The following is a 20,201-nucleotide window of genomic DNA, read 5'->3' as shown; positions in this document are numbered from 1 at the left end:
CACGCCTCAGGGGGCGGGGCGGCCCGGTGCCGGTCACGTCGTCCGCGGGCCACAGGTCTTGACGGGCGGTCCGACGCGGGACGGTTGCAGGTCCAGCCTATACGCGGACGCCGTTCGTGCCCGGGCGGTGCCCACGTGCTGGATTTCGGTCGGATGTCACACAATCGCCCGGCCCGTCCGGTCGGCCCCGGCACAGGCGGGGACGTACGATGAGCGAGGACGACCGGCGGTCCGTCCCCAGCTCGCCCCCCACCTCAGAACGGAACACCGAAGCGCGTGCACACCACGAGCCAGGCACCGATCGACGGGACCGGAAGCCCGTCTGGTGCCGCGTCGACCCAGCAGCCGTCCTCGCCGACGAGCCCCGCGACCTCCGTCGCCCCGACGGCCGAGGCCGCGCGCGCGACCCTCGCCCTGCGCGAGCGCCTCGGCGCCTACGTCGCGCTGACCAAGCCGCGCATCATCGAGCTCCTCCTCGTGACCACGGTCCCGACGATGATCCTGGCCCAGGGCGGGCTGCCAGGCATCGGGCTCATCCTCGCGACGCTCGTGGGCGGCACGCTCGCGGCCGCCTCGGCGAACGTCTACAACTGCTACCTCGACCGCGACATCGACGAGGTCATGAACCGCACCAAGCGGCGCCCGCTCGTCACGGGCGAGGTGACGCCGCGGGCCGCGCTCGTGTTCGCGACCGTCCTCGGCGTCGTGTCGCTCGTCTGGTTCGCGCTCCTGGTCAACGTGGTCTCGGCGTGGCTGACGTTCGCGGCGATCGCGATCTACGTCGTCGGCTACACGATGATCCTCAAGCGCCGCACGCCGCAGAACATCGTCTGGGGCGGCATCGCGGGCTGCATGCCGGTGCTCATCGGCTGGTCGGCCGTCACCGGGTCGCTCAGCTGGGCCGCGCTCGCGCTGTTCCTCGTCATCTTCTTCTGGACGCCGCCGCACTACTGGCCGCTGTCCATGAAGTTCAAGCGCGACTACGCCAACGCCGGCGTGCCGATGCTCCCGGTCGTCGCGGACGACCGCAGGGTCGCGCGCGAGATGATCGTCTACGGCGTCGCGATGGTCGCCTCGTCGCTCGCGCTGTGGCCGCTCGCCGGCATGACCTGGGTCTACGGCGTCGTCGCCACCGTGCTCGGGGTCTGGTTCCTGTCCTCGTGCGTGACCATGCTGCGCCGCGCCCGGGACAAGGCCGCCGGCAAGGGCGGCAAGGTCGGGGAGATGAAGGTCTTCCACGCCTCGATCACGTACCTCACCCTGCTCTTCGTCGCGGTGGCGGTCGACGTCTTCCTCCCGCTGTGAGCCCGGCCGTGCCGGGAGGACGGTAGGACGATGGGCTCCGGCGAGGCGCACGTGCCCGAGGCGCTGGACCGCGCCGCGCGCGAGTACCTCGCGCACCTCGCCGTCGAGCGCGGCCTGTCCGCGAACACCGTCGCCGCCTACCGGCGTGACCTCGCGCGCTACGTCGCGTTCCTCGCCTCCCGGGGCAACCACGCCGTCCGCGAGGTCGAGGCGGACGACGTCGCGGCGTACGTCACCGCGCTGCGGACCGGGGCCGACGGCGGGGCGAGCCTCTCGCCCGCCTCCACGGCGCGGTCCGTGGCCGCCGTGCGGGGCTGGCACCGCTTCTGCGCGGCGGAGGGCCTGGCCGACGCCGACGCGTCCGCCGACGTGCGCCCGCCCGCCCAGGGCAGGCGGCTGCCCAAGGCGATCTCGACCGACGAGGTCGCGCGCATCCTCGAGGCCTCCGGCGTCGGCGACGGCCCCGGGCCCCTGCGCGACCGCGCGCTGCTCGAGCTCGTCTACTCGACCGGCGCGCGCATCTCGGAGGCCGTGAGCCTCGACGTCGACGACCTCGACCTCGGGACCGGTGCCGTCCGCCTGCTCGGCAAGGGCGGCAAGGAGCGCGTGGTGCCCGTCGGCTCGTTCGCGCGGCGCGCGCTGGACGCCTACCTGGTGCGCGGGCGCGCGGGGCTGGCCGCGCACGGTCGCGGCACGCCCGCCGTCTTCCTCAACACGCGCGGCGCGCGCCTGTCGCGGCAGAGCGCGTGGGCCGTGCTGCGCACCGCCGCCGAGCGCGCGGGGATCGACCACCCGGAGCGGATCTCGCCGCACACGCTGCGGCACTCGTTCGCGACGCACCTGCTCGCGGGCGGCGCCGACGTGCGCGTGGTCCAGGAGCTCCTGGGGCACGCGTCGGTGACCACGACCCAGATCTACACGCTCGTCACGCCGGACACGCTGCGCGAGGTGTACGCCGCCGCGCACCCTCGCGCGCTGGGCTGACCGGGCCGCTCGCCGGTCGTCCGGCGGCCGTCCGACGGCCGGACGCCGGGAACGCGGCGCGCGGGCGCGTGCGCACGAGCGGCGGCGAGGTCCTGCGATACCGTGGCGGACGTGAGCAGCCAGGCCGAGACCCAGCCCGAGACGCGCGGCGCGCAGAGCTCGCACGGCGACGCCGTCCGTCCGGCCGCACCCGTGACTTCCGCCGAGCGCGGCGTCGCCCCCGCCGTCGACCACGCCACGAACGGCGCGAGCCACGACGCCGCCGAGGCGCCCACCGACGTGGTCGGCCGCCCCCTGCCCGAGTTCCCGGTCCCCGCGCCGCTCGCGGCGCACGGCCCCGGACGCATCATCGCGATGTGCAACCAGAAGGGCGGCGTCGGCAAGACGACGACCACCATCAACCTCGGTGCGACGCTCGCCGAGTACGGCCGCAAGGTCCTGCTCGTCGACTTCGACCCGCAGGGGGCGGCCTCCGTCGGGCTCGGCGTCAACCCGCACGAGCTCGACCGCACGGTCTACAACCTGCTCATGGAGCGGGGCGCGGACATCCACGACGTGCTCGTCCCGACGGACGTCGAGAACCTCGACCTCCTGCCCGCCAACATCGACCTGTCGGCCGCCGAGGTCCAGCTCGTCGGCGAGGTGGCGCGCGAGTCCGTCCTGTCGCGCGTGCTGCGGCCCGTCGTCGACGACTACGACGTCATCCTCGTGGACTGCCAGCCCTCGCTCGGCCTGCTCACGGTCAACGCGCTCACCGCCGCGCACGGCGTCCTCATCCCGCTCGAGTGCGAGTTCTTCGCGCTGCGCGGCGTGGCGCTGCTCGTCGAGACGATCGAGAAGGTGCGCGACCGCCTGAACCCGCGTCTCGAGATCGACGGGATCCTCGCGACGATGTTCGACTCGCGCACGCTGCACTCGCGCGAGGTCGTGGCGCGCGTGCACGAGGCGTTCGGCGACAAGCTGCTCCAGACCGTCATCGGGCGCACGGTGAAGTTCCCCGACGCGTCCGTCGCGGCCGAGCCCATCACCGTCTACGCGCCGACCCACCCCGGCGCCGTCGCGTACCGGCAGCTCGCCCGGGAGCTGGTCGCCCGTGGCGACGCCGCCTGAGACCGAGCCGGCGCGTCGAGGGTTCGAGGTCCGCCTCGACAACTTCAGCGGCCCGTTCGACCTGCTGCTGTCGCTCATCACCAAGCACAAGCTCGACATCACCGAGGTCGCGCTCGCGCGCGTGACGGACGACTTCATCGCCTACATCCGCGACGCCGAGCGTGCGGCCGCCGCCGCGCGCGCCGCGGGCGAGGACCACCCCGGGTGGGACCTCGGGACCGCGAGCGAGTTCCTCGTCGTGGCGGCGACGCTGCTCGACCTCAAGGCCGCGCGCCTGCTGCCCACGGGCAGCGTCGAGGACGACGAGGACCTCGCCCTCCTCGAGGCGCGCGACCTCCTGTTCGCCCGGCTGCTGCAGTACCGCGCGTACAAGGACGTCTCGGGCGTCCTCGCGGAGCGGTTCGAGAGCGCGGGTCGGCGTTTCCCGCGCGTCGTGCAGCTCGAGCCGCACCTCGCCGCGCTCCTGCCCGAGCTCGTGTGGACCATGGGGCCCGACCAGCTCGCCGCGCTCGCGGCCCGTGCCCTCGCGCCCAAGGCGCCCCCGCCCGGCGTCTCGCTCGACCACCTGCACGCGCCCGCGGTGAGCGTGCGCGAGCAGGCGGGGATCGTCGTGGAGCGCGTGCGCAGCCACGGCACGACGACGTTCCGCGCCCTCGTCGCGGACGCGGGGGAGACCGCCGTGGTCGTCGCCCGGTTCCTCGCGCTGCTCGAGCTGTTCCGCCAGGCGCTCGTCGCGTTCGACCAGGTGACGCCGCTCGGCGAGCTCACCGTGCGGTGGTCGGGCGACGACGACGCTCCGGAGCCCGCCCTCGCCGACGTGGGCAGCGAGTTCGACGAGGGCGACGACCCCGAGCCGGTCGACGCCCCCGCCCCCACCGACCAGGAGGTCCCCGCGTGACGCAGCCCGACGGCGCCCCCGCCCTCGAGGAGGTCCTCGCGCCCGCCGTGCACGACCTCCCGGGCGGCCTGCCCGCCGCCCTGGAGGCGGTGCTCATGGTCGCGGACGAGCCGATCCCGGTCGTCGAGCTCGCCGCGGCGCTCGCCGTCCCCGTCGACGAGGTGCTGAGCGCGCTGCACGAGCTCGCCGCCGAGTACCGCGGCGACGACGGCGCCCGGCCGCGCGGGTTCGAGCTGCGCGAGGCGGGCGGCGGCTGGCGCGTGTACTCCGCGCCCGCGCACGCCGACGTCGTGGGCCGGTTCGTGCAGGGCGGGCAGACGGCGCGGCTCACGCAGGCGGCGTTGGAGACTCTGGCCGTGATCGCGTACCGTCAACCGGTCAGCCGCGGCCAGGTGTCGGCGGTGCGAGGGGTCAACGTGGACGGCGTGGTGCGCACTCTCGTGGCGCGCGGGCTCGTGGCCGAGGTCGGTCAGGACCCGCACACCGGCGCCGGCCTGTTCGGCACCACGGGCTACTTCCTCGAGCGCATGGGCTTCACGTCGCTCGACGAGCTGCCCCCGCTCGCGCCGCACCTGCCGGACATGGACGACCTCGAGGGCCTCGACGGGCTCGCCGACCTGCGCGCTCCCGCGCGGCCGACGGGCGTCGCGGCGCCGACGGACGCTCCCGGCGTCGCGGCTGACGACGCGGACGGCGCACCGGCGCCGACCGCCACGACACCGGGCGTGACGCGCGACGTCACGCACGGACCGACGGACGAAGGACACGCATGAGCTCGAAGGACGGACGCCGCTCCGGCGACGGAGGGCGCGGGCGCACGCCCCGCGACGGGGCGGGCGACGCACGCCGCGGCGGGAACGGCGACGCGCGTCGCGGCGGCCCGCGGGGCGGCGACGGCGCACGCACGGGCGGCGCGCCCCGGCGCGGCGGCTCGTCCGCGCAGGGCTCGTCCGCGGGCCGCAGCGCGGGCGACGGCCGGGAGCAGGGCACCGGTCGTGGCCAGGGCGCCGGTCGGACGACCGGCGCGGGCCGCGGCGCGGCTGCTGGTCGGGGTCGCCCTGGCTCGGGTCGCGGCACGGCGGCTCCCCGCGCCGGTCAGGCGGCGGGCCGACCGCGCCGTCCCGTGCGCGGGCAGCCCAGCGAGCCCCAGCGGGACGTGCACGTCGAGGACGGCGTGCGCCTGCAGAAGGTGCTCGCCTCGGCCGGGCTCGGCTCGCGCCGCGCGTGCGAGGAGCTCATCTCCCAGGGGCGCGTCGAGGTCGACGGCGTCCGCGTGACCGAGCTGGGGGTGCGGATCGACCCGGAGCGCGCCGTCGTGCACGTGGACGGGATGCGGCTGCAGCTCGACTCGTCGCGCGTGACGCTCGCCCTCAACAAGCCGCGCGGCGTCGTGTCGACGATGCACGACCCGGAGGGTCGGCCCTCGATCGCCGATCTCGTCGCGGACCGCCCCGAGCGCCTCTTCCACGTCGGGCGCCTCGACGCCGACAGCGAGGGCCTGCTCCTGCTGACGAACGACGGCGAGCTCGCGAACCACCTCGCCCACCCCTCGCACGAGGTCGCCAAGACGTACCTCGTCACGGTGCGCGGCAAGGTGCCGGGCAACGTCGCCAACAAGTTCCTGCACGGCATCGAGCTCGAGGACGGCGTCGTGCGCGCGGACGCGTACCGCGTCGTCGACCAGGTCGCGGACCAGACGATGATCGAGGTCGTGCTGCACTCGGGGCGCAACCGCGTCGTGCGGCGCATGTTCGAGGAGGTCGGCTTCCCCGTGACGCGCCTCGTGCGCACGCGCATCGGACCCGTCGCGCTCGGCAACCTGCGCCCCGGGACGACGCGCGTCCTCGGCCGCACGGAGCTCGGCAGCCTCATGGCGGGGGTCGGGCTCTAGAGCCTGACGCATCCGTACCACCACCCGACGGACCGCCGTGAGGCGGGCCGTCCCGCGAGAAGGAGCACCACCCATGCCGGTCCGGGCGATCCGGGGCGCGACCCAGCTCGACGTCGACGAGCGCGAGCACCTCTTCGAGCGCACGCGCGAGCTCGTCCAGGAGGTGCTCGACGCGAACGCCGTCGACACCGACGCGCTCATCTCCGTCCTCTTCACGTGCACGCCCGACCTGGTGGCCGACTTCCCGGCCGCCGCGGCGCGCGAGATGGGGCTCGGCGACGTGCCGCTCATGTGCGCGACGGAGATCGCGGTGCCCGGCGCGCTGCCGCGCGTCGTGCGTCTCATGGCGCACGCCGACCTGGACGTCGAGCGGTCGGCCGTCCAGCACGTGTACCTGCACGGCGCCACGTCGCTGCGCAAGGACCTGGCCCAGTGAGCGCGGGGGGCGCCTCGGGCACCGGGAGCACCGGGGGTGCCGCGCTGACGATCGCGGTCGACGGTCCCTCGGGGTCCGGCAAGTCGAGCGTGTCCAAGGGCGTCGCGCGCCGGCTCGGGCTCGCGTACCTCGACACGGGCGCGATGTACCGCGCCGCGACCTGGTGGTGCCTGCACCGGGGCGAGGACCTCGCCGACCAGGCGGCGGTCGCGCACGCGGTGCGCGTCATGCCGCTGGTCATGGGGCTGGACCCGTCCGGGCCGACGGTGCACGTGGACGGGACCGACGTCGGCGAGGCGATCCGTTCCACGGAGATCTCGACGGCCGTGAGCGCGGTGGCGACCAACCTCGACGTCCGCGCGGAGCTGCGGCGCCTGCAGCGCGCGGTGATCGAGGCCGAGCGCACGCCGTCCGGGTTCGCCGGGGGGCGCGGGGTCGTGGCCGAGGGCCGGGACATCACGACGGTCGTCGCGCCCGACGCGGACGCGCGCGTCCTGCTCACCGCGAGCGAGGAGGCGCGCCTGGCGCGCCGCTCCCTCGACGTGCACGGGACGGCGGACGCCGCCGCGGTCGAGGCGACCAAGGACCAGGTGCTGCGCCGGGACCGGGACGACGCGACCGTCTCGCAGTTCCAGGTCGCGGCCGACGGGGTCGTGACGGTCGACTCGTCCGAGCTCGACCTGGAGCAGACGATCGACGCCGTGCTCGCCGTCGTCGAGCAGGTCACCGGGCGGGTGGTCGGCCCGCGCCAGGGCTCGTGAGCGCGGGCTCGCCGGAGGTGCGGGTGCCCTCGCCCGCGGGACCGGCCTGGTCGCGCTGGGTCGGTCGGTTCCTCGCGCGCGTAGTCTGGTCGACCCGGGTCCTCGGCGCCGAGAACGTGCCGGTCGACGGCCCCGTCGTGCTCGCCGCGAACCACACGGGCGTGGTGGACGGGCCGATCGTGCTGGGGGTCGCCCCGCGCCCGCTGCACGTCCTCGTCAAGGAGGAGATGTTCGTCGGTCCCGTCGGGTGGGTCCTGCGGGCCGCCGGCCAGATCCCCGTCGACCGCAGCGGCGGCCGGCGCGCGCTGGCGACCGGGCTGGGCGTGCTGCGCCGGGGCGGGGCCGTCGGCGTCTTCCCGGAGGGCAACCGCGGTCGCGGCGACGCGACCTCCGCCCGTGCCGGGGTCGCGTGGCTCGCGCTCAACGGGGGTGCGCGCGTCGTCCCCGTCGCCGTGCTCGGCACGCGTCGCACGGGCGAGGGCGTCAACCGGCTCCCTGGCCTGCGTCGCCGGCTGGTCGTCCGGTTCGGCGCGCCGTTCGCCGTGGAGCGGGCGCCCGGGGTGAGCGGCAAGCAGGCGCTCGAGGAGGCGAACGAGCGGATCCGCACCGCCCTCGCGGAGCTCGTCGCGGACACCGTCGCCACGACGGGCCTGGCCCTGCCCACGGACGACCCGAACCGGGAGCGGCGGGCGGCGCCGTGAGCATCGCCCGCCCGGTGGCGCACGTGGTGGGCGACCGTCCGGGCACGGGCGTCCTCGTCGGCCTCGCGTCCGCGCTCGCGTTCGGCGCGAGCGGACCGTTCGTCAAGCCGCTGCTCGAGGCGGGGTGGTCGCCGGGCGCCGCCGTCTTCGCGCGGGCGCTGTGCTCGGCGCTCGTCCTCGCCCCGGTCGCGGCGTTCGCCCTGCGCGGCAGCCACCGCCTCCTGCGCGAGGAGTGGCGCCTCGTCCTCGGGTTCGGCCTCGTCGCGGTCGCCGGGACGCAGCTCTGCTACTTCGCGGCCGTCGCGCGCATGCCGGTCGGCATCGCGCTGCTCGTCGAGTACCTCGCGCCCGTGCTGCTCGTGGGCCTCGCGTGGCTGCGCACGCGGCACGTCCCGCCGCGTCTCACGCTCGCGGGCTGCGTCGTCGCCGTCGCCGGGCTGGTGCTCGTCGTCGACCCCGCGGGCGCGCGCCCCGACCTCGTCGGGGTCCTCTTCGCCCTCGGCGCGGCCGTGGGCCTCGGCGCCTACTTCGTCCTGTCCGCGCGCCCCACCCGGCTGCCGGCCGTCGCGCTCGCCGCGTCGGGGCTGGGCGTCGGGGCGCTCGCGCTCGGCGCTGCCGGCCTCGTCGGCGTGCTGCCCTTCGCCGCGCCGTTCGTCGACGTCGCGCTCCTCGGGGCGTCCGCGCCCTGGTACGTGCCGCTCGCCGTCGTGGTCCTCGTGGCGACGGCGTTCGCCTACGTCTCCGGCGTGGCCGCGACCGTGCGCATGGGCGAGCGCCTCGCGTCGTTCGTCGGGCTGTCCGAGGTGCTGTTCGCCGTCGTCATCGCGTGGCTGCTCCTCGGCGAGGTGCCGAGCCTCGTGCAGGCGGCCGGGGGCGTCCTCGTCGTCGCCGGCGTGGTGCTCGTGCGCCTCGCGGGGTCGCCCGCCGCGCGGTAGGTTCGCGCGTAGCCGGCCGTGGGGCCGTGCCGTCGTGGGGTCCTGGACGCCAGCCAGCCGTGCGGAGGGGGAGAGCCGATGACCGACGCTCCGGGCAAGCCCACGACGGTCGACGAGTACCTCGCGACGCTGGCACCCCCGGCGCGGGACGTCGTCGCCCACCTGCGCGCCGTCGTCCACGAGACCGTGCCCGGCCTCGGCGAGCGCATCAGCTACGGCATCCCGACGTTCACGCTGGACGACCGCTACGTCGTCTACCTCGCGGGCTGGGCGCACCACGTCTCGCTGTACCCCGTGCCCGAGACCGACGACGAGCTGGCGCGCCGCATCGCGCGCTACCAGGACGGCAAGGGGACCCTGCGGTTCTCGCTCGCCGAGCCCGTGCCCGACGACGTCGTGCGCGCCGTCGTCCTCCGGCTCGCGGCCCGGGCGACGGCGCGCGACGGCGGAGCAGGCTGATCCAGCCGGCCGCAGAGACCCGCGAGGGCGCGCCGACGGGCCGGGTTCGGAGCCTGGCCCGCGGCCTGGGAGAATGGACCCCATGACCACACCCGACCCCGCCCAGCCCGGCACGCCCGGACAGATCGACGCCGCCGGGCAGGCCGAGGAGCCTCTGGCGCCCGCGGACCTCGCGGACCTCGCGGACCTCGCGGACTCGGCGGACGACGCGGCGCGCGAGCGAGCGCTGCGCGCCGGCCTCGAGGACTACGAGCTCGAGGACACCGACCTCGTCCTCCTCGACGCCGACGGCGAGGTGATCGAGGGCTACGAGCCCGAGGCGCCCCTGCCCGTGCTCGCCGTGGTCGGCCGCCCCAACGTCGGCAAGTCGACGCTCGTGAACCGCATCATCGGGCGCCGCGAGGCCGTCGTCGAGGACAAGCCCGGCGTCACGCGCGACCGCGTCAGCTACCCCGCCGAGTGGGCGGGTCGGCGCTTCACCCTCGTGGACACCGGCGGCTGGGAGGTCGACGTCGCGGGCATCGAGTCGAAGGTCGCCGAGCAGGCCGAGGTCGCGATCTCGCTCGCCGACGCCGTGCTGTTCGTCGTCGACGCGACCGTCGGCGCCACCGCGACGGACGAGCGCGTGGTCCGGCTGCTGCGTGAGTCCGGCAAGCCGGTCGTGCTGTGCGCCAACAAGGTCGACGGGCAGTCGGGCGAGGCGGACGCGGCCTACCTCTGGAGCCTCGGCCTCGGCGAGCCCTACCCCGTGTCCGCGCTCCACGGGCGCGGGACCGGGGACCTGCTCGACGCCGCCATGGCGGCCCTGCCGACCGAGTCCGCCCACGGCGAGGTGCGCCCGACCGGCCCGCGGCGCGTCGCGCTCGTCGGACGGCCGAACGTCGGCAAGTCGTCGCTGCTCAACAAGATCGCGGGCGCCGACCGCGTCGTCGTCGACGAGACCGCGGGCACGACCCGCGACCCGGTCGACGAGCTCGTGACGATCAAGGACGTCCCGTACGTCCTCGTCGACACCGCGGGCATCCGCCGCCGCGTGCACCAGACGAAGGGCGCGGACTTCTACGCGTCGCTGCGCACGCAGGCCGCGATCGAGAAGGCGGAGCTCGCGGTCGTGCTCGTGGACGCGTCCGTCCCGCTCACCGAGCAGGACACGCGCGTCATCTCGCAGGTCGTCGACGCCGGGCGTGCCCTGGTCATCGCCTACAACAAGTGGGACCTCATGGACGAGGACCGTCGCCCGTTCCTCGAGCGCGAGATCGAGAAGGACCTGGTGCAGGTCACGTGGGCGCCGCGCGTCAACGTCTCCGCGCGGACCGGCTGGCACACCGACCGGCTCGTCCCCGCGATCCAGCGCTCGCTCGACTCGTGGGACACGCGCATCCCGACCGGGCGCCTCAACGCGTTCCTCGGCGAGCTCGTCGCCGCCCACCCGCACCCGCTGCGCGGCGGCAAGCAGCCTCGCATCCTCTTCGCGACCCAGGCGTCCACGCGCCCGCCGCGGTTCGTCATCTTCGCGACGGGGTTCCTCGAGGCCGGGTACCGGCGGTTCGTCGAGCGCCGCCTGCGCGAGACGTTCGGGTTCGAGGGCACGCCCATCGAGATCAGCGTGCGCGTGCGGGAGAAGCGTAAGCGGTGAGCGACGGCGCGGCACACGTCCCCGCGGGGGTCACCCGGCGGGGACGTGCGCTGCGCCTGGGCGTCGCGCGCGACACCGCCGCGACCCGCCACCTCGTGACGTTCCTCGTCGTGACGGTCGCCACGGTGCTCGTCACGCGCTTCCTGCTCGCCGTCTCCGGGTACCCGCAGGTCGGCGGGGGAGACCTGCACGTCGCGCACGTGCTGTGGGGCGGGCTCGGCATGGCGCTCGCGGTCGTCGTGCTGCTGTCGTTCGTCGGCCCCGCGCTGCGGTCGCTCGGGGCGGTGCTCGGCGGCGTGGGGTTCGGGCTGTTCGTCGACGAGATCGGCAAGTTCGTCACGGCCGACAACGACTACTTCTACCAGCCGACCGCGGCGCTCATCTACGCGACCGTCGTGGTCCTCGTGCTCGTGGTCGAGGCGCTGCACGGTCGGCGCCGCCACCACCCGGCGGAGTACCTCGCGGTCGCGACGGACCGCGCGGTCGCCGGCGTCGCGGGCGGGTTCACCGACGACGCCCGCGGCGAGGCCCGGGCGCTCGTCGCGCTCGGCCGGGGCGAGCCCGGGGCGGACGAGGTCGCGGCGCTGGTCGAGGCCGTGCCGCGCGACGACGTCGACCTCCCCGACCCGGTCCGCGCGCTCGTGCGCCGCGCGTCGTCCTGGTTCGCCGCGGCGCTGGAGCGGCGCTGGGCGGCGGTCGTGGTCGTGGTCCTCGTGGTGGGGACCGCGGTCGGGTCGCTGCTCGCGGGCCTCCGCGTGCTCACCGGAGACATCGACGTGCCTGCGTGGGTCGGCGGCGGGATCGTCGTCGGGGTGGCGGGGACGATCGCGTGCGTCGTCACGGGCGTGGTGGCGGCGCGGAGCGGCCGGTCCGACGCCCGGCGCGCGGGCGCCGTCTGGGTCCGGCGTGGCGTGCTCGTCTCCCTGCTCCTCACCCAGCTCCTCGTGTTCCGGGCGCTCCAGTGGGTCGGCGTCGCCGGGCTGGCGGTGGACCTGCTCGTGCTCGCCGCGCTCGGCGCCGCCCTCGGCGGGGACGACGAGCGCCGCCGGACACCGCGGCACGGGTCGGACCAGGGAGCGCGCGTCAGCCGGCCACGGTGACCGGTCGCAGGAGGGCGGCGAGCCGGCGGACCTCGTCGAGCGTCCGCGCGGCGGCCCGTGCGAGCGTGCCGTCGTCCTGGAGGCGACCGTCGTCGTCGAGCCAGCGGCGCAGGTGGATCGTGACGGCGTTCGCGACGGGGACCATGCCGAGCGCGACGACGACAGGCGTGATCGCCTCGACCGCGCGCATGCCGCCCGACGACATCCCGTACGACACGAACCCGACGGGCTTGTCGCGCCACTCGTCCGCGAGGTAGTCCAACGCGTTCTTCAGCGGGGCGGTGTACCCGCGGTTGTACTCCGGCATGACGAGGACGACGGCGTCCGCCGCGTCCACGCGCGCGCTCCACGCGAGCGTGTGCGCGTGCACGTAGCCGCCGGAGTGCGCGTCGACGGGCTCGTCGAGGAACGGCAGGGCGATCTCGGCGAGGTCGGCGACGTCGATCTCGAGGTCCGGGTCGACGGGCACCTGGGCGAGGAACCAGTCGGCGACGGCGGGGGCGACGCGGGTGGGGCGGGTGCTGGCGACGACGACGAGCAGCTTCACGAGGGGTCTCCTGAGGGGGTGGGGAGGGAGCCGGCGCGGTCCGCGGGTCGCGGCGCTCGGACGGTGAACACGGTGAGGAAGGGCTGGACCAGCGGCCCGACGGTGAGCGCGTAGACGACGGTGCCGACACCGACCGTGCCGCCGAGCGCGAAGCCGACGGCCAGGACACCGAGCTCGATCCCGAGGCGGGACCAGCGCAACGACCAGCCGCGGGCGGCGAGGCCAGTCATGAGGCCGTCACGGGGGCCGGGTCCGTACCCGGCGCCGATGTAGAGGCCGGTGGCTGCGGCGTTGATGACGACGCCCGCGACGAGCATCACGATGCGCCAGGGGAGCGGCTCGACCGTCGGGAGGACGGCGAGGGTGAGGTCGACGAACACGCCGACGAGCACGACGTTCGCGACGGTCCCGAGGCCCGGGCGCTGACGCAGCGGGATCCAGAGCGCGAGCACGACGACGCTCGCCAGGATCACGACGACGCCCAGCGGCAGGCCGGTGGCGCGGGCGACGCCCTGGTGCAGGACGTCCCACGGGAACAGCCCGAGCTCGGCACGCACGAGCAGCGCGATGCTCGCGCCGAAGAGGGCGAGCCCGAGGAGCAGCTGGACGAGGCGACGTGTCGTTGACATGTCATCGATACAAGCACGAGGCTCGATGACATGTCAACGAGTGTGCGATGCTGGCCCCATGACCGACGTTGCCGAGCCTCGATGGCTCTCGCCCGACGAAGAGCGCGCGTGGCGCGGCTACCGCCGCATGCAGACCGTGCTGCCCGTCGCGCTCGCGCGCGACCTGGCGCGGGACTCCGGGCTGTCCGACCCGGACTACGACGTGCTCTCGACCCTGTCCGAGCAGGCCGGCCACCGGTGGCAGCTCCGCGAGCTGGCGGCCCGCATGCTCTGGTCCAGGAGCCGGCTCTCGCACCACCTCGCACGCATGGAGGCGCGCGGGCTCGTCGCCCGCGAGCCGGACCCCGATGACGGCCGGAACGCCGTCGTCGTGCTCACCGACCACGGGTTCGCGACGCTTGAGGCCGCCGCGCCCGCGCACGTCGAGTCCGTGCGCCGCCACCTCGTCGACCTCGCGACGCCAGCCGAGCTCGCGGCGCTCGCGGCACTCGCCGAGCGCGTCGTCGCGGAGGTGGGCGACCTCGAGTAGGAGCGCCCCGCGCGTCAGCGGATCCCGAGGGCCGCGCGCAACTCGCTCCCGCGTGTCACGACGACCGCGCCCTCGCGCAGCTCGGCCGGAAGGTGCGGCAAGAGGTTCCCGCGCGGCACCGCTGCCGGGCAGCCGACGGCGAGGATCGCCAGCGAGCCCGCTCTCGCGAGGTCCGTGACCGTCTCCCACGCCGCCAGCCCGACGATGTGGCTGAGCATCAGTCCACGCGAGACGTCGGTGCCGTAGACCTCGGCATCGCCGTCCTCGAACACAGCTCTCGTCAACTCGCCGGTGCGGACATCGCGCTCGACGTACGGATCGAGGACGGCGAGCAGGGCGCGGGCGTTGCAGTCTGTGGCCTCGCCGTCGACGAATCGCTGGAGGAACACGTCGAAGCTCATCGGGTGGCGTCCTTCTCGCTCGCGCGAAACTCGGAGAGGAGCGCTCTCAGGTGCACGAACGAGGGCAGCCCCACGTACACGCCCGGCCGCGCCAGCATCATGTCGAGGAGGTAGTCCCAGTCGCGCACCGGACGAACGTACCGGTGCGGGACGCGTGCCCGCACCGCGCACCGCTCGCGTAGGGTCGGCGCGTGATCACCCACGACGAGGTCATGGTGCGCTCGGCCGCGGCCGACGGCGCGTACCCGATGCTCACGCTCGACGAGTTCTTCGACGGCAACGAGCAGGAGGAGTCCCTCGCGCCGAACCAGTGGGGGTTCGGCCGTCCGCCGTTGGCTGAGATCGGCCGCAGGCTGCGCGAGCTGGAGCGGGACGACGCCGTCGCGTGGGTGCGGGTGCAGCTCCACGAGGAGACGTTCGAGGATTCCGTCGGGGACGTGCTCGCCGAGGGCATCGCGGTCTGCACCACGCTGGAGGAGCGGGTGGTCGACGAGCGCCTCGTCGTGGACGAGCTGCAGTACGACGGCGCGTTCGACGGGCTCGTGCACGAGGAGGGCGACTTCTCGGACGTCCCGGTCGTGCCCGACGGCTACCGGGTGCTGTCGCTGGTCTGGGACTGACGACCCTCGGCAGGACGGGACAGCGCGGTCAGCCCGTCTCCGGTGCCCTAGGGTCGAGGGCCATGACCGACCTTCCCCTCGCGGCCAGCCACGATGCCTTTCCGAACCACGTCTTCGACGCGTTCGGCGTCCCGCCGGCGCTGCTCGACGAGCGTATCGGCGGCTCCGTCATGGTCGTGGCCAAGCAGCCGACGGACGGGCCGTTCACACTCCTCACCGCGGGCGTGTCCCGGTTGCCGGTGGAGACTGGGCCTCCCGTCGAGCTGGCGGTCGAGGTGCCGGAGGGTCAGGAGGGCGCCGCGCTCGTCGCCCTGCGGATCGTGTGCGACGACATCGCCGTCAACCGCCGCACCCCACCGTTCGAGACGCCGTGGCGCAACGGTGACCCGTTCCTGTCCGGGACGCGGATCTCCGCGATCATGGCGACGGGCTCGCGGTGGGGTGCCGCGCTGGACGACGTGCTCGATCCGGCAGGGAGCGTGGTCGGCCACGTCCGCACCCTGCGGCTGCTCACCGACTCGGAGGCGCAGACCGCCGCGCAGTTCGGGTGGTCGGGACTCGTCGAGGAGGTCGGGTCGATCGACGCCCTTCTCGACGTCACGCGTCCCTGACCGCGTCGGGCGACGGCGTGGAGGTCGTCCGGGTCGCGCGACGGACGTGGTCGGTGGGCACGGTGACCCATGATCGAGCAACGCCCGACGACGGTCGGACCTGCGAGAGATCCGACCGTCGTCAAGCCGTGGAGGCGTCCGAAGAGACGTGGACGGTCCCAGCTCAGCCGAGCGGGCCGTAGAGCGCCGGGGAGGTCCGTGCCTGCGTCGCCTGCTCGAGCGCGAACGCGAGACCGAGGATCGGGCCCTCCTCGAAGTCACGGCCCAGGAGCTCGAGGTTGACGCCGCCGCCCGTGACGGTCGCGTCGGCCTCGGTCGCCTGTCCGATCGGCACCGTCACGGCGGGAAGGCCCGTGTTGGGGCTGAGCCGCAGGTTGGTGCCGATGGTCCCGTACGGGTTCGCGCTGGGGTAGACGAGCGCGTCGAGGTCGGCGTCGTCGAGCATCGCGGTGACGAGCTGCTTGCCCTCGGCGAGCACCTTCGTGTGCGTGCCCGCGGGGCCGGCCCACGCCTGGTACGTCTCCGGGGTGACGGCGTCGCGCGACACGTAGGTGCCGCGCCGCGACGGGACGTACCGCCCGGACTCGACGATGCCGGCCAGGGACCGGGCCTCGACGTCGGGCGAGAGGTGGTTCGCGACGTACTCGTCCAGGTCGTGCTTGAACTCGTTCGTCGAGCCCGACCCCTCGTTGAGCACGCTCGCGAACCCGTTCGGGAGGACCGGCGACCAGCTCGTGGGCGGCGTCACCTCGACGACGGTGGCGCCGAGCGACTCCAGCGTGGCCCGCGTCTGCGCCCAGAGGCGCAGGGTCGTGGCGTTGCTCCCCAGCATGGACGGCACGTACCCGATGCGGGCGCCGTCGAGCGCGTCCGCGTCCAGGTACTGCGTGTACGAGGCGGGGACCGCTCCCTCCTGGCGCGACGTCACGGGGTCCGCAGGGTCGACGCCCACGACCGCGTCGAGCGCGGCGGCCGCGTCCAGGACGCTGCGCGCCATGGGGCCGCCCGTGTCCTGGCTCAGCGCGAGCGGGATGATGCCGTCGCGGCTCGCGAGCCCGACCGTCGGCCGCACACCCACGAGCTGGTTGTACGACGACGGCACTCGGATCGAGCCGCCCGTGTCCGTGCCGAACCCGATCCCTGCGAGGTTGGCGGCGATCGCCGCGCCCGTGCCGCCGCTCGACCCGCCTGCGCTACGGCTCGTGACGTACGGGCTCGCGACGAGCGTGCTCGTCCCCGCGTCCTGGAACGCCGAGAACTCGGACACGAACCCGAACGCGAACTCGTCGAGGCTCGCCTTGGCGAGGATCACGGCGCCGTCGGCGCGCAGCCCGTCGACCATCGTCGCGTCCGTGGCGGTCTGGTTGGCGTCCCAGCACCCGCAGCCGCCCGTGGTGGGCATGTCCTTCGTGTCGTAGTTGTCCTTGACCGCGACGGGCACGCCGAGGAGCAGGCTCGTCATGCCGTTCGCGTCCCGTGCTGCGTCCGCGCGCGCCGCGGCCTCGAGCGCGACGTCGCTCGTCGTGATGATCGAGTGCAGGGGTCGCCCGCCCGCGCCCGTGTCGACGAGCGTCGTGTCGTAGGCCGCGATGCGGTCCAGGTACTCCTGGGTGATCGCGACCGACGACGTGACCCCGGCGTTCATCGCCGCCTGCATGTCGAGCACCGAGGCCTCGACGAGCTCGAACGGTCCGTCGTCGTAGATCATCCGCTGGGAGACGGCCGCGAGGTCAGCGACGGTGATCGTGCCGTCGCCGTCCGTGTCGGCCGCCGCGACGTCGTCCCACGCGGCGTCGTCGGCCGTCGCGCCGAGCGCCGCGGTGACGACGTCGAGGTCGGCGACGGTCACCTGGTCGTCGCCCGTGAGGTCGAGCTCGGTCCAGTACGGCGCGAGGAACGGCGCGGTGACGGGGGCCGCCGTCGCGGCGGGAGCCGCGGCGACGGCGAGCACGAGGCCGGTGACGCTGAGCGCGGCGAGCCCGCCCGCCGCGGCTCGCCGGTGGATGGTGGGCACGGGCTGCTCCTTCATGGTGGTGGGCCGTCGTGGTGCGCGGTCGGCGGGTGCGACGGGCGTCGGGTCGTGGCTCATCGGGAGACCACCGCCCGGCGCCGCGCCCAGAGGATCCCGGCACCCACCACGACGGCGAGCAGCGCGGCACCGGCGAGCCAGGCGACGCTCCCGCCTGTCGAGGCGAGCGAGCCCGAGCCGGTCGAGGTCGACGGCGAGTCGGACGCGTCGTCGGCCCCGGGGGCGGTCGTGCCGTCACCGGTCGGCGGCGCGGAGGTCGCGCCGTCCGTCGGGTCGCCCGTGGGCGGTGCCGTCACGACGGCGGTGACGGTCGTCGTGGCGGACGCGGCGTCGGTGAGCGACGCCGTCGTGCCGTCGGCACCGACGAGGGTGGCCGTGGGGACGGCGAACGGAGCGTCGCCCCCGGCCACGGCGGTGAACGTGAGGGTCGCGAGCGTGACGTCGCCCTCGAGGCCGGGGGACGTGCCGAGCCGCGTGTGCGTGACGGCGACTGTCCCGGACCCGTCGTCGGCCACGTCGGAGAACCCGCCGTCGGGCGTGACGGCGGAGTCCTCGACGAGCTCGACGAGGTCGGGGTCGTAGGAGACCGCCAGGTCGTAGGCGTAGAGGTCGACCGCTCCGGTCGCGGCGACCGTCACCGTGATCGGGGCGCCGGCCTCGACGCTCGACGGCGCGTCGAGGGCCACGGCGGAGACGGACGGCGCGGCGTGCGCCGGGGCGGTGAGGGCGGTCGCGGCGACCGCCAGGCCGCCGACGAGCGCGGCGCGCCGGCCGAGCCGTCGGCGCGAGGGAGAGGGCGTCATGGAGGAGCTGGTCCTTCCTCGGGCGCGCGCCGACTGCGCGCACGACCGTGGTGGTGGTGGAGCCCCCTGCCGGGACCGATGCTCACAAGAGCCTGTTTCCCGGGCGTTTCACGACGGTTAGCGCGAGCAACGAAGGGTGTCTCGGTCCGGTCACGGGCGCTCCGGGCGGTTCGCCCCGTGGTGCGCCGTCGTCGGGCGTCCGGGCGGGTTCAGCCGAGGGTCGGGGGCGCGTCCTCGCGCACCTCGGGATCGGGGATCCGTCGCATGCGCGGCGCGGCGACCACGCCGAGCAGCCCCGCGACGAGCGGGACGAGGAGCGCGACCTGGAGCGCGCGGGCCCGGACGTCGTCGTTGATGCGCAGGATCTCGTCCTGCACCTCGGGCGGCTCGTCGGCGAGCAGCTCGACGAGCTGGGCGTCGCTCATGATCTCGGCGTCGTCCTCGAGCACCGCCGCGACCTGCTGCTTGTCGTCCGGGGGCAGGACGGTGCTCGACTCGGCCTGCGCGGTGAAGCCTGTGGCGAGCGAGGCGAGCATCACCGCGCCGGCGACCGCGAGGCCGAGCGAGAGCCCGAACGACCCGGCGGCCGAGCTGACGCCCGCGGCCTCGCTCGCGCGCTCCTCGGGGACGGGGGAGAGCGTGTAGGCGTTGAGCTGCGACACGAGCAGGCCGAGCCCGGCGCCCGAGACGACGAGCGGCAGAGCCAGCCACCAGCCCGACGTCGCGCGCGGCACCACCAGGACCGCTGCCGCGATCCCGAGGACGAGCAGCGTGAATCCCGCGAGCACGCGCGTGGCCGGTCGACGTCGGCCGGGGCGCTTGCCCGCGACGAGCGCGGCGGCGAACATCGTCAGCGACAGCGGGGCGAGCGAGAGCCCGGCCAGGAGCGCGTCGTAGCCGAGCGCCATCTGGAGGAAGATCGGCAGCGCGATCATCGCGCCACCGAGCGCGACCTGTTGCAGGAGCTGCTGCGAGACGCCGATGCGGAACGCGGGGGAGCGGAACAGGCCCGGGTCGACGAGCGTCGTCAGGCCCGCCCGCGCACGCCGCACCAGCCAGACCGCAAGACCCACGAGGCCCGCAGCGCCGACGACGACGAACGCCCCGACGGCCTCCCCGCCCTCCTGCCACACGAGGACGCCGAGGACGATGCCGCCCATCCCGACGACCGACAGGATCGTCCCCACGACGTCCACCGTGCGGTCGCCGGTGTACGGGACGTCGCGCACGAGCCGCACGCCCAGGAGCACCACCACGATCACCACGGCCTCGAGCCCGAAGGCCACGCGCCACGACAGCGTCGTGGTGATGACGCCGCCGAGCAGCGGCCCCACCGCCGCCGCGATCGACGCCGCGGCCCCCACGAGCGCGTAGGCGGACTTGCGCGCGGCGCCGTCGAAGTTGCCGTGCACGAGCGACTGCATGGCGGGGAGCAGCAGCGCGGCGCCCAGGCCGCCGATGACCGACCAGAAGATCACCACCGCGACGAGGCTCTGCGCGAGCGTCATCGCGATCGCGCCCGCGCCGTACGCGAGCAGGCCGACGACGTACGCCCGGCGCCGGCCGACGAGGTCGCCCACCTTGCTGCCCACGAGGATGAACGACGCGGACACGAGCGCCTCGAGCGCGATCGCCGTCTGGACTCCGCTGACGGTCGTGTCGAGGTCCCGCACGACCGCCGAGATCGACACGTTCATGAACGACGTGTCGACGACGAGGACGAACATCGCCGCCGCGAGGAGCAGCGCGAGGCGCCGGGCGGCCGCGGTCGGCCGGCCGGCGGTGTTCTCGGTGCTCTGCTCCACGTCGACCCCCG

23 protein-coding genes are annotated in these 20,201 nt (G+C 74.8%); 16 read left to right on the top strand and 7 right to left on the bottom strand.

Annotation, left to right across the window (positions count from 1 at the left end):
* The first annotated feature begins 276 nt into the window (after positions 1 to 276).
* From ACZ402_RS11165 to ACZ402_RS11105, 13 genes are all read left to right on the top strand, one after another.
* Positions 277 to 1,305, top strand: a complete 1,029-nt coding sequence (locus ACZ402_RS11165; protein ID WP_375823739.1) for a heme o synthase — start codon at positions 277 to 279, stop codon at positions 1,303 to 1,305.
* A gap of 30 nt (positions 1,306 to 1,335) precedes the next feature.
* Positions 1,336 to 2,289, top strand: coding sequence for a site-specific tyrosine recombinase XerD (gene xerD, locus ACZ402_RS11160; protein ID WP_375823738.1), 954 nt, complete (start codon positions 1,336 to 1,338; stop codon positions 2,287 to 2,289).
* A gap of 279 nt (positions 2,290 to 2,568) precedes the next feature.
* On the top strand, positions 2,569 to 3,399 hold the full coding sequence (locus ACZ402_RS11155; protein ID WP_375823815.1) for a ParA family protein: 831 nt from the start codon (positions 2,569 to 2,571) through the stop codon (positions 3,397 to 3,399).
* The gene (locus ACZ402_RS11150) at positions 3,383 to 4,297 is read left to right on the top strand and encodes a segregation and condensation protein A (RefSeq protein ID WP_375823737.1); all 915 of its coding nucleotides are present in this window, start codon (positions 3,383 to 3,385) and stop codon (positions 4,295 to 4,297) included. Before ACZ402_RS11155 ends, ACZ402_RS11150 begins: the two co-directional genes overlap by 17 nt.
* Positions 4,294 to 5,070 carry an SMC-Scp complex subunit ScpB gene (gene scpB / locus ACZ402_RS11145; RefSeq protein WP_375823736.1) on the top strand — a complete coding sequence of 259 codons (777 nt, stop codon included), beginning with the start codon at positions 4,294 to 4,296 and terminating at the stop codon, positions 5,068 to 5,070. Before ACZ402_RS11150 ends, scpB begins: the two co-directional genes overlap by 4 nt.
* Positions 5,067 to 6,188, top strand: coding sequence for a pseudouridine synthase (locus ACZ402_RS11140; protein WP_375823735.1), 1,122 nt, complete (start codon positions 5,067 to 5,069; stop codon positions 6,186 to 6,188). The genes scpB and ACZ402_RS11140 overlap by 4 nt, the downstream gene beginning before the upstream one ends.
* A gap of 73 nt (positions 6,189 to 6,261) precedes the next feature.
* On the top strand, positions 6,262 to 6,624 hold the full coding sequence (gene aroH, locus ACZ402_RS11135) for a chorismate mutase (RefSeq protein WP_375823734.1): 363 nt from the start codon (positions 6,262 to 6,264) through the stop codon (positions 6,622 to 6,624).
* Positions 6,621 to 7,385, top strand: coding sequence for a (d)CMP kinase (gene cmk, locus ACZ402_RS11130; protein WP_375823733.1), 765 nt, complete (start codon positions 6,621 to 6,623; stop codon positions 7,383 to 7,385). The genes aroH and cmk overlap by 4 nt, the downstream gene beginning before the upstream one ends.
* Before the next feature lie 23 nt (positions 7,386 to 7,408).
* Positions 7,409 to 8,086: a lysophospholipid acyltransferase family protein gene (locus ACZ402_RS11125; RefSeq protein WP_375823732.1), complete on the top strand. Its 678-nt coding sequence runs from the start codon at positions 7,409 to 7,411 to the stop codon at positions 8,084 to 8,086.
* Positions 8,083 to 9,021: an EamA family transporter gene (locus tag ACZ402_RS11120; RefSeq protein ID WP_375823731.1), complete on the top strand. Its 939-nt coding sequence runs from the start codon at positions 8,083 to 8,085 to the stop codon at positions 9,019 to 9,021. Before ACZ402_RS11125 ends, ACZ402_RS11120 begins: the two co-directional genes overlap by 4 nt.
* 78 nt (positions 9,022 to 9,099) lie before the next feature.
* On the top strand, positions 9,100 to 9,480 hold the full coding sequence (locus ACZ402_RS11115) for an iron chaperone (protein WP_375823730.1): 381 nt from the start codon (positions 9,100 to 9,102) through the stop codon (positions 9,478 to 9,480).
* A gap of 82 nt (positions 9,481 to 9,562) precedes the next feature.
* Positions 9,563 to 11,116: a ribosome biogenesis GTPase Der gene (der, locus tag ACZ402_RS11110; protein ID WP_375823729.1), complete on the top strand. Its 1,554-nt coding sequence runs from the start codon at positions 9,563 to 9,565 to the stop codon at positions 11,114 to 11,116.
* Positions 11,113 to 12,216 (top strand): hypothetical protein, encoded by a 1,104-nt coding sequence (locus ACZ402_RS11105; protein ID WP_375823728.1) that lies wholly within the window; start codon positions 11,113 to 11,115, stop codon positions 12,214 to 12,216. Before der ends, ACZ402_RS11105 begins: the two co-directional genes overlap by 4 nt.
* Here ACZ402_RS11105 and ACZ402_RS11100 read toward each other — a convergent pair.
* A complete protein-coding gene (locus ACZ402_RS11100) occupies positions 12,200 to 12,763 on the bottom strand; it encodes an NADPH-dependent FMN reductase (protein WP_375823727.1) in 564 nt (187 codons plus the stop codon). The two genes, ACZ402_RS11105 and ACZ402_RS11100, sit on opposite strands and share 17 nt — an antisense overlap.
* Positions 12,760 to 13,392 (bottom strand): membrane protein YczE, encoded by a 633-nt coding sequence (gene yczE, locus ACZ402_RS11095; RefSeq protein WP_375823726.1) that lies wholly within the window; start codon positions 13,390 to 13,392, stop codon positions 12,760 to 12,762. Before yczE ends, ACZ402_RS11100 begins: the two co-directional genes overlap by 4 nt.
* Positions 13,393 to 13,450: 58 nt before the next feature.
* Here yczE and ACZ402_RS11090 point away from each other — a divergent pair, with 58 nt between their 5' ends.
* A complete protein-coding gene (locus tag ACZ402_RS11090) occupies positions 13,451 to 13,921 on the top strand; it encodes a MarR family winged helix-turn-helix transcriptional regulator (RefSeq protein ID WP_375823725.1) in 471 nt (156 codons plus the stop codon).
* Between the two features lie 14 nt (positions 13,922 to 13,935).
* On the opposite strand, the gene ACZ402_RS11085 is transcribed toward ACZ402_RS11090, so the two are convergent.
* Positions 13,936 to 14,322 carry a hypothetical protein gene (locus ACZ402_RS11085; protein WP_375823724.1) on the bottom strand — a complete coding sequence of 129 codons (387 nt, stop codon included), beginning with the start codon at positions 14,320 to 14,322 and terminating at the stop codon, positions 13,936 to 13,938.
* Positions 14,319 to 14,450 (bottom strand): hypothetical protein, encoded by a 132-nt coding sequence (locus ACZ402_RS11080; RefSeq protein WP_375823723.1) that lies wholly within the window; start codon positions 14,448 to 14,450, stop codon positions 14,319 to 14,321. The genes ACZ402_RS11085 and ACZ402_RS11080 overlap by 4 nt, the downstream gene beginning before the upstream one ends.
* A 63-nt stretch (positions 14,451 to 14,513) precedes the next feature.
* Here ACZ402_RS11080 and ACZ402_RS11075 point away from each other — a divergent pair, with 63 nt between their 5' ends.
* Positions 14,514 to 14,942 (top strand): hypothetical protein, encoded by a 429-nt coding sequence (locus ACZ402_RS11075; RefSeq protein WP_375823722.1) that lies wholly within the window; start codon positions 14,514 to 14,516, stop codon positions 14,940 to 14,942.
* A gap of 62 nt (positions 14,943 to 15,004) precedes the next feature.
* A complete protein-coding gene (locus tag ACZ402_RS11070) occupies positions 15,005 to 15,553 on the top strand; it encodes a suppressor of fused domain protein (RefSeq protein WP_375823721.1) in 549 nt (182 codons plus the stop codon).
* Positions 15,554 to 15,716: 163 nt separating this feature from the next.
* On the opposite strand, the gene ACZ402_RS11065 is transcribed toward ACZ402_RS11070, so the two are convergent.
* From ACZ402_RS11065 to ACZ402_RS11055, 3 genes are all read right to left on the bottom strand, one after another.
* On the bottom strand, positions 15,717 to 17,567 hold the full coding sequence (locus ACZ402_RS11065) for an amidase family protein (protein ID WP_375823720.1): 1,851 nt from the start codon (positions 17,565 to 17,567) through the stop codon (positions 15,717 to 15,719).
* Positions 17,568 to 17,638: 71 nt separating this feature from the next.
* Positions 17,639 to 18,385 carry a cohesin domain-containing protein gene (locus ACZ402_RS11060; protein WP_375823719.1) on the bottom strand — a complete coding sequence of 249 codons (747 nt, stop codon included), beginning with the start codon at positions 18,383 to 18,385 and terminating at the stop codon, positions 17,639 to 17,641.
* Positions 18,386 to 18,594: 209 nt separating this feature from the next.
* On the bottom strand, positions 18,595 to 20,112 hold the full coding sequence (locus ACZ402_RS11055; RefSeq protein ID WP_375823814.1) for an MFS transporter: 1,518 nt from the start codon (positions 20,110 to 20,112) through the stop codon (positions 18,595 to 18,597).
* Positions 20,113 to 20,201 lie beyond the last annotated feature (89 nt).

It is taken from the genome of Cellulosimicrobium sp. NPDC030954 (assembly GCF_055571305.1).
The sequence above is the reverse complement of the archived record's forward strand: the minus strand, read 5'-3'. Positions and strand labels throughout refer to the sequence as shown.

Bases quoted from the DNA above. Each gene is read 5' to 3' on its own strand.
- yczE (WP_375823726.1), bottom strand. From the start codon at position 13,392: ATGTCAACGACACGTCGCCTCGTCCAGCTGCTCCTCGGGCTCGCCCTC.
- xerD (WP_375823738.1), top strand. From the start codon at position 1,336: ATGGGCTCCGGCGAGGCGCACGTGCCCGAGGCGCTGGACCGCGCCGCG.
- ACZ402_RS11140 (WP_375823735.1), top strand. From the start codon at position 5,067: ATGAGCTCGAAGGACGGACGCCGCTCCGGCGACGGAGGGCGCGGGCGC.
- der (WP_375823729.1), top strand. From the start codon at position 9,563: ATGACCACACCCGACCCCGCCCAGCCCGGCACGCCCGGACAGATCGAC.
- aroH (WP_375823734.1), top strand. From the start codon at position 6,262: ATGCCGGTCCGGGCGATCCGGGGCGCGACCCAGCTCGACGTCGACGAG.
- ACZ402_RS11090 (WP_375823725.1), top strand. From the start codon at position 13,451: ATGACCGACGTTGCCGAGCCTCGATGGCTCTCGCCCGACGAAGAGCGC.
- ACZ402_RS11070 (WP_375823721.1), top strand. From the start codon at position 15,005: ATGACCGACCTTCCCCTCGCGGCCAGCCACGATGCCTTTCCGAACCAC.
- ACZ402_RS11115 (WP_375823730.1), top strand. From the start codon at position 9,100: ATGACCGACGCTCCGGGCAAGCCCACGACGGTCGACGAGTACCTCGCG.
- ACZ402_RS11085 (WP_375823724.1), bottom strand. From the start codon at position 14,322: ATGAGCTTCGACGTGTTCCTCCAGCGATTCGTCGACGGCGAGGCCACA.
- ACZ402_RS11055 (WP_375823814.1), bottom strand. From the start codon at position 20,112: ATGTTCGTCCTCGTCGTCGACACGTCGTTCATGAACGTGTCGATCTCG.
- ACZ402_RS11060 (WP_375823719.1), bottom strand. From the start codon at position 18,385: ATGACGCCCTCTCCCTCGCGCCGACGGCTCGGCCGGCGCGCCGCGCTC.